We start from the raw sequence: 15927 nt of genomic DNA on the forward strand, positions 1-15927 counted from the left end.
TCCGGGTGCGGCGGCTGCCGCTCCGGCCCCGCCTCGCCCTCGCCGAAGACGCCGGTCAAAGCCGTGAAACGATACTGGCCGTCGTCGAGCCAGTAGGCGTTCGGATCGGCCCCGCGCGCAATCAGGCGGGCACCCGCCGGCAGCGACGAGCGGCCGGGAACGCGGGCATAGGCGGTATAGAGCAACGGCTCCCAGTCGAACGGACCGCCGCGCTTCTCTGCGAGTTTCGGGTCGCTATCGAGAAAGCGGTCGATCGCCGCGGCGTCGCCGAGGGCGGCGGCCACGTGAATGTTGTCCGCGGCAATCTCAGGATGGTCCTTGAGAAGGTCGAGCGCCTGAGCGAACCGCTCGGGATCGGCGGCGATGTCACCGAAATAAGAGACCGTCGCCAGGGCGAGAAAGCGGTTTGCGACCTGTTCGGTCGAGGGCGTGCCGATTTCGGCTTTCTCCAGATGCCGCTTCAGCCGCGTCCAGCTGGCAAAGCCGAATTCGCGGGCAAGCACCAGTTGGGCATCCTGAAGGCCCATTGCGGTCGGTTCGGAGAAATAGGGAAGCGCCCGCTGCCTTGCACTGGCATCGCCAGCCTTGACGGCCTTCAAAAAAGCCTTGGCCTGCTTGCGGATCGTATCGAGGGTAATGTTCGCGGAAAGATCGCGCGTGATCATGAAAGACCTCCTTTCATTCACGTCCGGTATCCGCGCCCACAGACTGAAAAGAGGTGTGGCAACCAAGTTCAGTGAGACAGGTGGGCCTTGCCCTTCCCGCGGATCGGATGCGCCCTGCGAACGACCTCATCGCTAGCATGGCCTCGATATACTTGTCCAGCGCGGTCAGCTTTCCGGTTCGTAGCGGACGAAGGCGAAACGATCGCTCGAGGGCGCCCAGTTGGGAACGTTGATCGTTCCCTGCCCGCCGAAGAGCTCGAACAGGATGCGGGCATTGCCGCCGTCCATGTCCATCAGCCTCAACCGGACATCGAGATCCCTCGGATGATCGAAAACGTCGCCGTCATAGGAAAGCACCAGCAGATGCTTACCGTCAGGCGACGGGTGCGGAAACCAGTCGCCATAGGGGCTGTCGGTGATCCGCGTGATGTCGCTACCGTCCGGGCGGATCCGCCAGATCTGCATCTGGCCGGTACGGCTCGAGTTGAAATAGATCCATTCGCCGTCCGCCGACCAGTCGGGCCCGTCGTTGCGGCCCTCGCCATGGGTGAGCCGCCGCTCATCGCCGCCATCGACGGAGATCGTGTAAATGTCGAAGACCTTGTCGCGGATGCCGCAATAGGTCACCGTTTTCCCGTCGGGCGACCAGCCGTGCCAATAGGACGGCAGGTTGCGGGTGACGAGCCGCGGTGTGCCGCCTTCGGCCGGCAGCAGGTAGATCGCCGATTTTCCGAACTCGGTCTTGTCGCTGATCGCGATCGTCGTGCCATCCGGCGAGAGGCCGTGATCGTTGTTGCAGAGCGTCGCAAAACCGGTATCGATCTCCACCGGTTCGGAACCATCAAGGCCAAGCCGATAGATCCTGCCGTCATCGTTGATGATCAGATGTGAGCCGTCCCGCGACCAGTTCGGTGCCTCGACCAGCCTGTCCGTCTGCCAGACAACCCGCGTTTCACCTGTTGTGATGTCATGGATTTCGACGGAACTGCGCATGCTCTTCTCTCCCGGACGAGGCCGCTATTTCTTGTCTTCACCCGCCGGCAGGGTCGCCAGAACCTTGGAACAGACCGATTGCATGAGAACGGAATCGCGTCGGTCCCGCCAGGTGGTGACCAGCCCCCAGGCCAGCAGGAGCAGGATGCAGATGAAGGCAACGCCGACGACGGTGAGGCTTCCGCTCGCAAGGCCATAGACCCCGAAGATAGCAGGCGTCGCGAAATAGCCGACCTGCGCCGAAAGCTGCCGGCCGGCCGAAACGTCGCTTGCCGACCACAGTCGCAGGAGCCGGATTTCCTCCTCCGTAAATTCTGGACGGCCCTGTCGGCCGTGCGTCTCTTCGGAGCGGGTGTCCACTCCCTAGCCCCGATCGCGGAAGCGGTTGGTGATCGGGTAGCGGCGGTCGCGGCCAAAATTCTTCTTGGTGATCTTGACGCCCGGCGCCGATTGCCGGCGCTTGTATTCGGCGATGTAGAGCAGATGCTCGACCCGGTGAACGGTCGCCTCGTCGTGGCCGCGAGCGACGATCTCGTCCGTTCCCATCTCCTTTTCCACCAGGCATTCGAGAATGTCGTCGAGCACCGGATAGGGCGGCAGCGAATCCTGGTCCGTCTGGTTGGGGCGAAGCTCGGCCGAAGGCGCCTTGTCGATAATGTTCTGCGGAATGACGATACCGGAAGGACCGAGCGCGCCCGGCGGAACCGTGGTGTTGCGCCAGCTCGAGATCGCGTAGACCTGCATCTTGTAGAGGTCCTTGATCGGGTTGAAGCCGCCATTCATGTCGCCATAGAGCGTGGCGTAGCCGACCGACATCTCCGACTTGTTGCCCGTGGTCACCACCATTGAACCAAACTTGTTGGAGATCGCCATCAGGATGGTGCCGCGGGTGCGGCTCTGCAGGTTCTCCTCGGTGATGCCGGACTCCGTGCCTTCGAACGTATCGGAGAGAGCGCTGAGGAACCCTTCGACCGGCTCGGAAATCGGCACGATGTCGTAACGGCAACCAAGCGCCTCGGCGCATTCCTTGGCGTCTTTCAGCGATTCCTGCGAAGTGTAGCGGTAGGGCAGCATGACCGTGCGCACCCGCTCCTCGCCGAGCGCATCGACGGCGAGTGCCGCGCAGATGGCGGAGTCGATGCCGCCGGAAAGGCCGAGCACCACATTCTTGAAGCCGTTCTTGTTCACATAGTCGCGGAAGCCGAGCATGCAGGCGCGGTAGTCCGCTTCCTCCCGTTCCGGCAGGCGCGACTTCAGGCCGTGCTCGCAATGCCAGCCGCTGTCGCCCTTCTTCCATTCGACAATCGAGATCGCCTCCTCGAACTGGCTCATCTGGAAGGCGAGCGACTTGTCGGTGTTGAAGGCGAAGCTGGCGCCGTCGAAGACCAGTTCGTCCTGGCCACCGAGCTGGTTGGCGTAGATCATCGGCAGGCCTGTCTCGATCACCTGCTTCAGAACCACCTGATGGCGCACGTCGACCTTGCCGCGATAGTAGGGCGAGCCATTGGGCGACAGCAGGATTTCAGCACCGCTTTCGGCCAGCGTCTCGCAGACGCCGAGATCGCCCCAGATGTCTTCGCAGATTGGAATGCCGATGCGCACGCCGCGGAAATTGACCGGCCCCGGCATCTCGCCCGGATCGAACACGCGCTTCTCGTCGAACTCGCCGTAGTTCGGTAGGTCGACCTTGTCGCGGACCGCGATCACCTTGCCGTCGTCGAGCACGGCTATCGAATTGTGCCGGCCGGTCTTTGCCAGCCGCGGAAAGCCGATAATGACGCCCGGACCGCCATCCGCCGTCTCGGCAGCGAGCTTTTCGACGGCCTGGAGACACGCCTTCAGAAAGGCTGGCTTCAGAACGAGGTCTTCCGGCGGATAGCCGGAAATGAACAGCTCCGTCAAAAGCAGGAGATCGGCGCCCTGGCGCGCCGCGTCGGCGCGCGCCTCACGCGCCTTGGCCAGGTTTCCGGCGATGTCGCCCACGGTCGGATTGAGCTGGGCAATGGCGATGCGAAGGAGCGAAGGGGCGTTTTTATGGGCGGTCATGAGCGGGCCTGTCGGTCTGTCCTGAACGATTGCAGCTGACTTTCGCAATGTTCTTTAGCGCAATCTGCGGGAAAATACCCACAGGCAATCGCAGCGACGAGAAAAAAACCGAAAAATTCTGTTTTTCCCGGTCCTTATACTGGGCTGTTCGCGCTGCTTCACGCCACGAAAAGCCACCCTCCATTCCCGTTAAGAAACCATTCATCCCCTGTTCAAAATGACGGGCGTATGACAGTTACACGACGCATTTATGAAATTGGAGAATATGTTGGCCAGTATCGATTCCGCGGTTGCGAGAGGCTCACGTGTCTATGTCGATAGGCCGGGCTTCGCCACACGGCACGCCAAGACGCTCGCGGCCACCCGCAGCGCATTCTTCTCCCTCTTCGTCGCAGCCGTTCTGGTGTTCCTCGTCGAACTGATCGTGCGTCAGTCGCTTGCCGATAGCATCGCCTACATGCTCGATCCGACGCGCCCGGCGCTGACGACCGTTGGCGCCTTCTTCCTGATCCTACTCGCTGTCGACGGCATTTTCGGTCGCGAACACAAGTCGGCCGTGGTGATTGCGCCGCTTGCCATCATCCCCGCCGTCGTCTGCCAGCAGAAGCAGGTCTTCCTGTCCGACCCGCTCTATCCGACCGATTTCCTGTTCGGTCGCCAGATCATGGAACTGATGCCGGTTCTGGTGAAGGACCGTCCGTGGACGGCCGTCGGCATCGCTGTCGGCCTGGTCGTCGCCGTCGTTGGCATCGCTCTCCTGCTGCGTTTTGCCTGGCGCACCTTCCCGAAGCTGACGACCCGCGAGCGCATCGCCCGCCTCGCCTTCGCGCTGCCGCTGCTCGTCGCCTTCTGGAACATCATGGATTACAACCAGTTCTCCTGGATCCGTGATCGCCTCAAGGTCATCCCGATCATGTGGGACCAGACCGAGAACTATAAGCACAACGGCTTTGCGCTCGCCTTTGCCATCAACCTGCCGATGGCCAATGTCAGCGCGCCCGCCGGTTACATGGCCGACGCGATCGACCGCATCCCGGTGAAGCCGCTCCCCGCCGGCACCTCGCACCGCGGCAAGCCCGACGTCATCGTGCTGATGAGCGAATCCTTCTGGGATCCGACCCGCCTGCCGAACGTCAAGCTGTCGCCAGATCCGATGCCGACGATCCGCGAAATGCAGTCGGGCAACGTCTTTTCGCCGGAGTTCGGCGGCATGACCGCCAATGTCGAGTTCGAGGCGCTGACCGGCTTCTCCAACGCGTTCCTGCCCTATGGCAGCATCCCCTACCAGCAGTACATCCGCAATCCGATCCCGTCGCTTGCCACCTTCTTCCGCGGCGAAGGTTATGTCTCGCGCGCCATCCATCCGTTCCAGAGCTGGTTCTGGAACCGCACCGCCGTCTACAAGGCCTTCGGCTTCGACATGTTCAAGTCGGAAGAGAACATGCCGCCGATGCAGAAGCGCGGCATCTTCGCCTCGGACGAGTCGTTGACCAACGAAATCATCCACCAGGCGGATGCGATGGACGATCCGTTCTTCTTTTTCGCCGTCACGCTGCAGGGCCATGGTCCCTATGAGGCGAACCGCTATGCGAAGAACACCATCAAGGTCGAAGGCGACCTGCCGGAAGCCGACCGGCAGGTGCTGGAAACCTACGCTCAAGGCATCAAGGAAGCTGACGAAAGCCTGAAGAAGCTGATGGAGTGGGCGAAGAACCGTGACCGCGAAACGATCATCGTACTCTTCGGCGACCACCTGCCGCCGCTCAACACCGTCTATACCAGCACCGGTTTCATGAAGGGCGTGACGGCGGAACGCAAGGGTTCGAAGGAGCAGATGAAGGCGCAACATGAAACGCCGCTCGTCGTCTGGTCGAACAAGACCGGTCCGAAGAAGAACGTCGGCACCATCAGCCCGGCCTTCCTCTCCTACCAGATCCTCAAGCAGTCCGGTTACGAGCACCCCTACTACACCGGTTTCCTCGGCAAGGTGTACGACCAGTACCGCGTGGTCGACCGCTACATGCTGATCCGCAAGAATGGCAAGGAAGTCGCCGAATGGTCGCGCCAGCCGAAGGTGCCGGCACTGCTGCGTGACTACCGCTTCCTGCAGCACGACATGATGTTCGGCGACCGCTTCTCGACCGACCGGTTCTTCAAGTCGCACGCGGACCTGTTCGCAAGCGCTGCCGAAACCCACTGACACAAGAAGCCGGACGGGTCGCACCCGGTCCGGCTTCGCGCCTTCGGCCATGGCGGTATTGGCTGGCGCCTGAATTCCCCCACGCCTTAAGCTTTTGATGGTTCGCACGCGGGCAAAGCAAAACCGCTGCGGACTTTTGCGCGACATGCCCTAGATTTCATCCGGCCAACACCGGAGATCCCCATGCCGCATTTCAACGACATTTCGAAACAGCTTTTCGGCAAGCCGATCAGCGAGCTTGGCGAGATCGAGGCCCGCATCCTCGCCCACGCCCGCGATCGCCGCACGCTTTCGACGGATTCCCACGCGGCGTTTACGGCCGGGCTCTCCTTCGGCGACAGGCTCGCGGACAATATCGCCCGGGTCGGCGGCTCATGGAGCTTCATCATCGGCTTCTGCGGCTTTCTCGTCTGCTGGGTTCTGGTCAATTCGGTGCTGCTCATCACCGGAGCGTTCGATCCCTACCCCTACATCTTCCTCAACCTGGTGCTTTCGATGCTCGCCGCGCTGCAGGCGCCGGTCATCATGATGTCGCAGAACCGCCAGGCCGAACGCGACCGCTTCGCCGCGTCGAAGGATTACGAAGTCAATCTCAAATCGGAGGTCGAGTTGATCGCGCTGCATCACAAGGTCGACGACGTGCTGCTGCGCGAGATCTCCGAGCTGCGCGCCGACCTGGCGGCGCTCAACCGTCAGCTCGAACATTACCGCGCGCCGCCCGCACAGCAGTGACCGGATATGGGCCCAAGCTGCACTCACTGCCGGCGAGATAACCGGCAGCCCTTCCGCGCATCTCAGAGCCCGCACAAGGCGCGCGCGCAGGCGTCGCAGCAGGGCGAAAACTAGCTCATCTTCATAAACCCTAATTCAACTGTGAATACACATTTTGCAACAATCGCGAAATGCATTGGGATTCAACAACTTATCGGAGTATGAAAAAATTAATATTTGAGGATCACGTTAGGGGTGCAGGGACATTCGAAAAATACAGCAACGTGGGTACGCGGAGATGCTGCAATGTCCAATTTCAAGCGCCTGTTAGGTGGCCGAGACGGGGCCGCTGCGATCGAATTTGCAATAATAGCACCGCTCTTCTTCATGTGCGTGCTGACCCTGATCGCATACGGCGTCTACCTGAGTGCCGCCCATTCCATTCAGCAGATCGCCGCCGATGCCGCCCGCACGGCCATTGCCGGCCTCTCCGAAACCGAGCGTGAACGGCTCGCGACCGACTATATCCGTCGCACGACGATGGATCAGGCCTTCATCAAGTCGTCGCGCATGACCGTCACCGTCAAGGACGACGCCAACAACGCAAACCAGTTCACCGTCCGGATCAAATACGACGCCGGCGACCTGCCAATCTTCAACCTGTTCACCTTCGCCATGCCGAGCGAACAGATCGAGCGCTTTGCAACCATCCGCATCGGAGGGGTCTGATATGCTGTGGAATCCCATGAGCTCCCTCGCCCGTGCCCGTAGCGGCAACATCGGCGTCTCGGCCGCCCTGGCCATGCCCTTGGTCATCACGTCCATGGCGTTGGCGATCGACTACGGCTACCTCACCGTCCAGAAGCGTGAAATGCAGTCGACGGTCGATCTCGCCGCGATCGCGGCGGCGGCCAACGTCTCGTCCGCCGAGAAGGCCGTGCTCAACCACTTCGCCAACAATGGCCTGAACTACGGTGTGTCGACGCCAAACGGTTTGTTGACCATCGATGGTAAGACCTTGCCGCCCGGTGACATCAGCACCGCCAAGCTTGACGGCGTCGCAACCGTGACGCGCGGGCGCTACGTTCCCGATCCGTCGGTCGATGCCGGCCAGCGCTTCATCAAGGACGCAACGCCCACGGACGCCGTGCAGGTCATGCTCGAAAGGAAGGGCGACATCTTCCTCGCCTCGATCTTCACCAAGGCGCCGGACCTCAGCGTCTACGGCACGGCAGCCAGTTCGAAGATTGCCGCCTTCTCCGTCGGCTCCCGCCTTGCAAGCCTCAATGACGGGCTGCTCAACTCCATCCTCGGGCAGATGCTCGGAACGACGATCTCGCTCAAGGTCATGGATTACCAGGCGCTCATCGACGCGGACATCGACATCCAGCCGTTCCTGAAGATCATCGCGACCAGGCTCAACCTGACGGCGGCCTCCTATGAGGACGTGCTGAAGGCAAACCTGACGATGCCGCAGCTGCTTGCCTCCATGCGGCTCGTCCAGGGCCTGTCCGGGACGGTCACGGCCGCACTCAAGAGCATCGAGCTTTCGACCTCCAGCGACAAGCGCACCTTCACGCTCGCGCAGATCCTCAACCTCGACCCGAAGAAGAGCCTGCAGATCGACGCCGGCTCCGATTGGGCGATGCGGGTAAGCGCGCTGCAGATCGTCTCCGCCGCAGCCGCGATTGCAAACGGCGAAAACCAGATCGCGCTGAATGCAGTGGCTGGCCTGCCGGGGATCGCATCTGCCAAGGTCAAGCTCGCGATCGGCGAGCCGCCGGTCGAAACGCCGAGCCATCGCCTCGGCACGCCCGGTGCGGCTGTGCGCACGGCCCAGACCCGCCTTTCCGTCGAAGTCAACGTCGACGGTCTGGCTGCCCTTGCCGGCATTCGCATCCGCCTGCCGATCTATGTCGAGCTCGCCTATGCGGAAGCCAAGCTCGCCGATATCCGGTGCTATGGCGGCACGCCCGAAAATGCTTCGGTCAGCGTCGACGCAGTGCCCGGCATCGCAGAGATCGCCATCGGCGACGTCGATCCGGCGGTCCTGTCCAACTTCTCATCCGACGCGCGGGTGCAAAGAGCCAAGCTCGTCGACGCGCTGGTGGTCAAGATCGATGCACTCGCCCATGTCGAGGCGCAGAACCTCAAGCCGACGCGCCTGAGCTTCAGCCCGTCCGAAGTTGCGGCCCGGTCGATCAAGACCGTCTCGACCAAGGACATCCTGACCTCGACGACGCAAACGCTCCTCAACAATCTCGACCTGAACATCCAGGTCCTGTTCCTGACGCTCGGCAGCCCGACCATCGTGCAGCAGGCACTGGCCCAGACGCTCGGAGCCGTCACCAAGCCGGTCGACGATCTGCTTTACAACCTGCTGCTACTCGTCGGCGTACGGGTCGGCGAGGCCGATGTGCGCGTCACCGGCGTCAAGTGCCAGTCGCCGGTGCTGGTGCAGTAGTCCCTTCAACGGGGCGCTCGGCGGCAACCGTCAACGCCCCGTTGAACAAATTCAGTTGCTGACACGTTATGCACAAGGTAGCCCTGCTAGAAGGGTACAGCTGAGTGGCAGCTGGCCGGCGGGGTTCCTGGAGTTCCCTGCCCTCGGCGGGCCGCGCGAGCATTGGGGGTGTGCGCAGCAGATGCGGGTGGTGGCAGAGCAGGAAGGTGCTGCGCGGGATGGCTCGCTCACCTTCACAGCGGAAGGTTTTCTTCGTCATCCGGAATTACGCAACGTGCTCCAGGCGAGCGCGCGCGACCTGATGGCCGCCTACGACACGTTTCCCCGCATCGCCCGCCTTGTTGCCTCTCACCAGAAATGGACCCTCAGCCAGGCTGTCTATGCCCTTCACCTCGAGCGCGATCCCGGCAATCCCGAATCCGGGATCACGACCGCGCGCCTCCTCAAGTTCATCCATGAGACCGGCGGCGCCAGCCGCAACACTGCCGCGGCCTTCATCGCCGAGCTCCTGACCTACAAGCTTCTGCGCGATGCGGATGGCGGGCGGGCGCGCAAGAAGATCCGTCCGCTGGAGCCGACGGAAATCAGCGAAGGCGCCATGTTGCGCTGGTTCATGAGCCAGATGGGAACGCTCGATCGCTTCGACGGCAAATGCCGTATCGCGCGCGTCGACGCCGACCGGACTGTTTTCGAGCGGGCTCAGCCGATCGCCGCCCGCCTGCTGCTATCGGACCGCCGGTGGACCGAACCGCCGGAAGGGGTCGCGGCGTTCGTGTGGACCGAGTGCGGCGGCCTTCTGCTCGACGATCTGATGGCGCGGCCGAAGAGTCTCGACCCGGTGGACGGCAAGGTCTGGCTGGAGGCAAACCTCTCGGACCTCGCCACGCATTACATGATCTCGAACACCCATATCCGGCGCATCTTCACCCGCGCCCAGGACCTGGGCCTGCTTGGAAGAGCCGATGAGGGTCAGCGCGGCCTCTTCTGGCTGAGCGAGCGGCTAATCGCGGAATATTGCCAGTGGCAGGCGGTCAAGCTTGCAGGCCTCGCCAACGGCTTCGAACAGGCCGAGCGGCGAGCAGCAAACCCGCCGGCCTGACCTTCAGACGCGGCCGGCCGCGAATTTCGGCAGGTCGTCCTTGATCTCGTAGAAATCGCCCTGGTCTTCACAGAAGATATGGTAGCCGGGCTTCAGCACCGTCGGCTTGTCGAAGGTGCCCGCGAGGATCGAGGTATAATCCGAACCGTCCGCCTTCCAGAACATCGCCGACCCGCAGTGCCGGCAGAAGCCCCGGCTGGCGCTGTCACTGGCCCTGTACCAGGTTACGTTCTCCGCCCCCTCCAGTTCGAAGTCCTGGTCTAAAACGTTGGTTGCGGCGTAATAGAGCCCGGTCTGCTTCCGGCATTGGCTGCAGTGGCAGAAGATCAGTTCGCGCAGCTCTCCGCGCGCCTTGAAGCGAATGGCGCCGCAAAGGCAGCCCCCGTGATGAATGTCCTGCATGGCCCCTCCTGAAGATCACGATCCCTCGATCGTGCCATGAAGCGCGCCGGCCCAAGCGACAGCCCGCGCCGCGCCCTGCTCCAGACACGAAAATGCCGGGCCAACTTCCAGAGCCGGCCCGGCATTGTCAAATTCAATACATCAAAGCGACGTTCAGAAAACCTGAACGATGCCAAAGATTTAGATCAGCCGTTGACGACCATCTTCTTCTCGTCGCGGCCGCCCTTCATGCGTTCGGCGAGCAGGAAGGCGAGTTCCAGCGCCTGGTCCGCGTTGAGGCGCGGATCGCAATGGGTGTGGTAGCGGTCGGCGAGATCGTCGCCCGAAAGCGCACGCGCACCGCCGGTGCATTCCGTCACGTCGTTGCCGGTCATCTCGATATGGATGCCGCCCGGATGCGAACCCTCGGCGCGGTGGATCTGGAAGAAGCTTTCGACTTCCGACAGGATCCGCTCGAACGGACGGGTCTTGTAGTTGTTGAGCGTGATCGTGTTGCCGTGCATCGGGTCGCAGGACCAGACCACCTTCTTGCCTTCGCGCTCGACCGCGCGGATGAGGCGCGGCAGGTGCTCGGCGACCTTGTCATGGCCGAAGCGGCAAATGAGCGTCAGGCGGCCGGCTTCATTGGCCGGGTTGAGCAGGTCGATCAGCTCCAGCAGGCCATCGGCCGTCAGCGACGGGCCGCACTTGAGGCCGAGCGGGTTCTTGATGCCGCGGCAATATTCGATATGCGCATGGTCGGGCTGGCGGGTACGGTCGCCGATCCAGATCATGTGGCCCGACGTGGCGTACCAGTCGCCCGAGGTCGAGTCGACGCGCGTCAGCGCCTGCTCGTAACCGAGCAGCAGCGCCTCATGGCTGGTGAAGAAATCGGTCTCGCGCAGGCTCGGATGGTTTTCCGAGGTGATGCCGATCGCCTTCATGAAGTCCATGGTTTCGGAGATCCGGTCGGCGAGCTTACGGTAGCGCTCCGCCTGCGGGCTGTCCTTGACGAAACCGAGCATCCACTGGTGCACGTTGTCGAGGTTGGCATAGCCGCCCATCGCAAAGGCGCGCAGAAGGTTCAGCGTAGCGGCCGACTGGCGGTAAGCCATGATCTGGCGTTCCGGGTTCGGAATGCGCTCTTCCTCGGTGAACTCGATGCCGTTGATGATGTCGCCGCGGTAGGACGGCAGCGTCACGTCACCCTGCTTCTCGACGCCCGAGGAACGGGGCTTGGCGAACTGGCCGGCGATACGGCCCACCTTTACCACCGGCTGCTGCGCGCCGAACGTCAGGACGACGGCCATCTGCAGGAAGGCGCGGAAGAAGTCGCGGATCGTGTCGGCGCCGTGCTCGGCAAAGCTCTCGGCGCAATCGCCGCCCTGCAGCAGGAAGCCGCGGCCTTCGGCGACATTGGCAAGGGCACTCTTCAGACGACGGGCTTCGCCCGCAAACACCAGCGGCGGATACTTCGCGAGGCGCGCTTCGGTCGCCTCAAGCGCTGCCAGGTCCGGATATTCCGGCACCTGCTGGATGGGTTTCTGCCGCCAGCTGTTTGGAGTCCAAGTCTGTGCCATTTCGATCACCTGTTGTCTGCCGCGGATCCAACCGCGCGGGTCACGCCCTGACGGCCAATGCGGCCGCCCGGTATTCTGAAATTTCACTCACCATCCGCAGGCCCTGCCCCGGTCACTTGGCCACGCCTCGTGCCCGCCCAGCCGGAAACGCCGCGGAATGCGGGCTTATAGACGTTAAGGAAACGCTTGGAAAGCCATCCTACCAGAATTCATTGCTTTGCAGGGCGGTCGACGCGCAACGATATGTCCTGGGAGCGCACGATCCCGAAAGTCCTGCTCCCTATATCGAAAGAACGATGCGCAGTTTCAATGGGATAGTGGCATCTCGAATACGACAGCCGCCGCGAAGATAGGCGACGGTCTGTTCAGCGATCGTGCCCGGCGGCTTGCGGCCGGCAATGGCTGGCCCTCGCGTCCCAGCGCGCGCCTGTACGTCCTGTGAGTGTCGCATCGGAACGCGTCAAGCGCGCGTCCGATCTGCGCAAGTTAAGCAGGAAAGAGAAGACCGGCAGCACCCGGTGCAGACCGCGCCACTCCGGTCCGTCGAGCGGATCATCCAGGCCGTTGCGTTTCTCGCGGCGGCGTTCGCGTTGCAGAACCGTCCACATGACTGCCCAATGTTCAAACATGGTCTCGCCTCCTTTGCCTTGAGACAATCGGAGACCTAATGTCTTTGCCGGCAGCGTTGTAGGCGCACCGTTGAAAGACGTCTTTCATCCGCGAACGGAAGCCAAGGCGGGCGACCCGCGCTACTACGAGACAGTGACCGCCATGGAGTGCTTATGGTCGAGGCAGCCTGGGACGATTTGAAACTGTTTTATCACGTTGCGACCGAGGGTGGCTTGAGCGGGGCTGCGACGCGCACAGGCTTGAGCGCGCCGACCATAGGCCGCCGCATGCTCGCACTGGAGCGGGCGACCGGCAGGGCACTCTTCATCCGCAGCCAGCAAGGTTACAGCCTCGCCCATGACGGCCAGATCCTGCTCGAACATGTCCGTGCCATGCGGAATGCCGCCGCAAATATCTCCGATTGGCACCGCGACGCCTTCGCGCTGCCGATCGTGTCGGTCGCAAGCGATGCCTGGCTCGCCGGCTTCGTCGCCGATCATTCAACCGACATCCGCGCCTCGGGCGACGGTTTTCGCTTCTGCTGCAAGCACGCGCATCGCGGCCTCGACCTGACCTTCAGAGAGGCCGATGTGGCCGTCCTGCACGAAAAGCCGCACTCGGGTAACGTGGCGGTGCGCCGCTCGGTCAACATCGCGTACGCCGTCTATCGCGCCGGCAATATGCCGGAGCGCGAGGACTTTCCCTGGATATCGATTGGCACCGAAGTTGCCAGCTCGCCGGCGGAAAGATGGGTCTTCGAAAACCGCGAGCAGCAGATCCACACGTGGACCGACAGTGCCACCCTTCTCGTGCGGCTGATCCGCAACGGCGCCGGCCGCGGCGTCCTGCCCGCCTTTGTCGGCGAAGGTGATCCATTCCTCAAGCGCGAAGGCGACTTGATCGAGGGCCTGACGCATCCGTTGTGGATCGCGGCAAACGACGACGACCGCCGCCGCCCGGAGGTCCGGACGGTCATCGATCGCCTCGCCGATCTTTTCAAACGCGAGGAGGCGCGGTTTGCGGGAGCTTCCGCCTGAGCGTTAGATCCGCTCGCCCTTGCGGATGCGATAGGACGGCGAATACATCGTTACCAATTCTTCCGCCGCCGTCGGGTGCACTGCCATCGTCCGGTCGAAATCGTCCTTTGTGCAGCCGGCCTTCAGCGAAATGCCAAGCAGCTGCGCCATTTCGCCAGCGTCATGGCCAAGAATGTGAGCGCCCAGAACCTTGCGGTCGGCGGCATTGACGATCAGCTTCATGATCATCTTTTCCTTGCGCCCCGAAAGCGTCGCCTTCATCGGCCGGAACTCGGCACGGTAGACTTCGAGTTCGTCGAACCGGCGCGCCGCTTCCTCTTCGGTCAGACCGACGGTACCGATTTCCGGCTGCGAGAAGACCGCGGTCGCGATCAGGTCGTGGTCCGGCGACACCGGATTGTTCTTATACTCGGTCTCGATGAAGCACATCGCCTCATGGATCGCGACCGGCGTCAGTTGCACGCGGTCGGTCACGTCGCCAAGCGCATAGATGCCGGGCGCACTGGTGCGCGAGAAGGCGTCGACCACGATGGCACCGCGCTCGTCCGTCTTCACGCCGGCGGCCTCCAGGCCGAGGCCCCTGGTGTTCGGCACGCGGCCGAGCGCCAGCATCACCTGGTCGGCGGCAATGGCGCCGTGCTTCATCGTGTGTGCGACGCGCTTGCCGTCGGCGTCGAGCGTGACGGACTGGATGATGTCCTCGCAAAGGATGCGGATGCCCTTCTCTTCCATCGCCACATGCAGCCCACGGCGCAGGTCATGGTCGAAGCGCGACAGGATTTCCTTGCCGCGATAGATCAGCGTCGTCTCGACGCCGAGGCCGTGGAAGACATTGGCGAACTCGACGGCGATGTAGCCGCCGCCGGCGATCAGGATCGACTTCGGCAGCTCCGCAAGGTCGAAGGCTTCGTTGGACGAAATGCAGTGCTCGTGGCCCGGCAGCGCGTCATGCGGGGTCGGATGACCACCGACGGCAATGACGATGCGTTCCGCCGTTACCGTCTTGCCGCTGTCGAGCAGGCGAACCGTGTTCGGGCCGACGAGCTCGGCGCGCGTATGCAGGATTTCGGCGCCGGCATTGTTGAGGCCCTTCTGGTAGAGCCCTTCGAGCCGGGTGATTTCCTGCTCCTTGGCGGCGACCAGCTTCTTCCAGTCGAACGTGCTTTCGCCGACCGTCCAGCCGAAGCCGGCTGCGTCTTCGAAGTGCTCGGAAAACTGCGACGCGTAGACATAAAGCTTCTTCGGCACGCAACCGCGGATGACGCAGGTGCCGCCATAGCGATACTCTTCCGCGATCGCGACCTTCTTGCCGAGGCTCGCGGCGAGCCGTCCGCTGCGCACGCCGCCCGAACCGCCGCCGATTACGAAAAGGTCATAGTCGAAAGCGGGCATGGGCAGTCTCCTGAAAGCAAGCGGGCCGAAATGGCGATCTGAAAAGCGGGCCGAACGATGCTTGGCCGACACGCAACCGGGCGCAGCCGATGGCTGCGTCGCAGGCACATATAGTGGAGCCTCCGGGCAAAAGAAAAGCCCGGATCGCTCCGGGCTCCTCGAAACGTGATGAAGGCGCCAAGCGCTGCAGCTTATTGGGCCGGCGCCTGAACGGCGCCTTCGGCTGCTGCCGGCTGAGCGGAGCCGACCTTCTCGTCGAGCGACTTGGTCGCTTCCTGGGTCAGGTCGCGCGATACGCCCGATGCCCAGATGTCGGCAGCCTTCAGGAGTTCGCGCGAGGCGATCGGGCCGTCGTTCAGGAGCTTCTTGCCGGCTGCCGAGTTGTAGAACTCGGTGATCGCGTTCAGCTCTTCGAGCGAAAAGGTCTTGGCGTAGATCGTCGCGGCTTCGTTCTCGAGATCGGCGCGGCGGGCGGCAAGGCTGAGCGCCTTATCGTCGACGGTAGCGGTGATCAGTTCCTGATGGTTCGGCGATGCCTGGATCAGCGTGTTCTTCAGGCGTTCGGCCAGGTTCGGCAGGATGTTGTCGAAGCTGTTGGTTACGCCCAGAGCAGCGATCGTCGCGCGCGCCGCCTTGATCTGGTCTTCGGAGACGTCCTGGGCCTTGACCGCCGGAACGGACGCGGACAGCAGAACCGCGGTGGCAGCGAAAGTGCGGACAAGACCTGCGAGTTTGTTCATTTTTACCCTT

14 protein-coding genes and 1 pseudogene are annotated in these 15927 nt (G+C 62.7%); 6 read left to right on the top strand and 9 right to left on the bottom strand.

Annotated features, from left to right (window positions below; genetic code table 11):
* The 4 genes and pseudogenes from L981_RS13020 to L981_RS13035 form a co-directional block, all read right to left on the bottom strand.
* Window positions 1–665: pseudogene (locus L981_RS13020) on the bottom strand (hypothetical protein); the annotation flags it as partial.
* Window positions 666–830: 165 nt separating this feature from the next.
* Window positions 831–1658 (bottom strand): TolB family protein, encoded by an 828-nt coding sequence (locus L981_RS13025; RefSeq protein WP_043616387.1) that lies wholly within the window; start codon window positions 1656–1658, stop codon window positions 831–833.
* A gap of 24 nt (window positions 1659–1682) precedes the next feature.
* Window positions 1683–2018, bottom strand: a complete 336-nt coding sequence (locus L981_RS13030) for a hypothetical protein (protein WP_043616390.1) — start codon at window positions 2016–2018, stop codon at window positions 1683–1685.
* Between the two features lie 3 nt (window positions 2019–2021).
* A complete protein-coding gene (locus tag L981_RS13035) occupies window positions 2022–3704 on the bottom strand; it encodes an NAD+ synthase (RefSeq protein WP_043616394.1) in 1683 nt (560 codons plus the stop codon).
* A gap of 268 nt (window positions 3705–3972) precedes the next feature.
* Here L981_RS13035 and L981_RS13040 point away from each other — a divergent pair, with 268 nt between their 5' ends.
* From L981_RS13040 to L981_RS13060, 5 genes are all read left to right on the top strand, one after another.
* Window positions 3973–5904: an LTA synthase family protein gene (locus L981_RS13040; protein ID WP_082006011.1), complete on the top strand. Its 1932-nt coding sequence runs from the start codon at window positions 3973–3975 to the stop codon at window positions 5902–5904.
* Window positions 5905–6087: 183 nt separating this feature from the next.
* On the top strand, window positions 6088–6636 hold the full coding sequence (locus L981_RS13045; RefSeq protein ID WP_043616399.1) for a DUF1003 domain-containing protein: 549 nt from the start codon (window positions 6088–6090) through the stop codon (window positions 6634–6636).
* Between the two features lie 285 nt (window positions 6637–6921).
* A complete protein-coding gene (locus L981_RS13050; protein ID WP_043616402.1) occupies window positions 6922–7344 on the top strand; it encodes a TadE/TadG family type IV pilus assembly protein in 423 nt (140 codons plus the stop codon).
* 1 nt (window position 7345) lies between these two features.
* Window positions 7346–9079 (top strand): TadG family pilus assembly protein, encoded by a 1734-nt coding sequence (locus tag L981_RS13055; RefSeq protein WP_052201780.1) that lies wholly within the window; start codon window positions 7346–7348, stop codon window positions 9077–9079.
* A 181-nt stretch (window positions 9080–9260) separates the two neighbouring features.
* A complete protein-coding gene (locus L981_RS13060; protein WP_052201781.1) occupies window positions 9261–10178 on the top strand; it encodes a hypothetical protein in 918 nt (305 codons plus the stop codon).
* A 3-nt stretch (window positions 10179–10181) separates the two neighbouring features.
* On the opposite strand, the gene L981_RS13065 is transcribed toward L981_RS13060, so the two are convergent.
* The 3 genes from L981_RS13065 to L981_RS13075 form a co-directional block, all read right to left on the bottom strand.
* Window positions 10182–10580: a GFA family protein gene (locus tag L981_RS13065; protein WP_043616405.1), complete on the bottom strand. Its 399-nt coding sequence runs from the start codon at window positions 10578–10580 to the stop codon at window positions 10182–10184.
* Between the two features lie 185 nt (window positions 10581–10765).
* A complete protein-coding gene (locus tag L981_RS13070; protein WP_043616467.1) occupies window positions 10766–12139 on the bottom strand; it encodes a class II 3-deoxy-7-phosphoheptulonate synthase in 1374 nt (457 codons plus the stop codon).
* Window positions 12140–12504: 365 nt separating this feature from the next.
* Window positions 12505–12768, bottom strand: a complete 264-nt coding sequence (locus tag L981_RS13075) for a hypothetical protein (RefSeq protein ID WP_043616410.1) — start codon at window positions 12766–12768, stop codon at window positions 12505–12507.
* A gap of 153 nt (window positions 12769–12921) precedes the next feature.
* Between L981_RS13075 and L981_RS13080 the strand changes: the two genes are divergently transcribed.
* Window positions 12922–13785, top strand: a complete 864-nt coding sequence (locus L981_RS13080) for a LysR family transcriptional regulator (RefSeq protein ID WP_043616413.1) — start codon at window positions 12922–12924, stop codon at window positions 13783–13785.
* Window positions 13786–13788: 3 nt separating this feature from the next.
* Here L981_RS13080 and gor read toward each other — a convergent pair whose 3' ends face one another.
* Complete coding sequence (gene gor / locus L981_RS13085; protein ID WP_043616416.1) at window positions 13789–15177, bottom strand: glutathione-disulfide reductase; 1389 nt, start codon at window positions 15175–15177, stop codon at window positions 13789–13791.
* A gap of 191 nt (window positions 15178–15368) precedes the next feature.
* A complete protein-coding gene (locus L981_RS13090; RefSeq protein WP_043616419.1) occupies window positions 15369–15917 on the bottom strand; it encodes a DUF2059 domain-containing protein in 549 nt (182 codons plus the stop codon).
* Window positions 15918–15927 lie beyond the last annotated feature (10 nt).

Source organism: Ensifer sp. ZNC0028, assembly GCF_000799055.1.
Taxonomy (GTDB): Bacteria; Pseudomonadota; Alphaproteobacteria; order Rhizobiales; family Rhizobiaceae; genus Ensifer.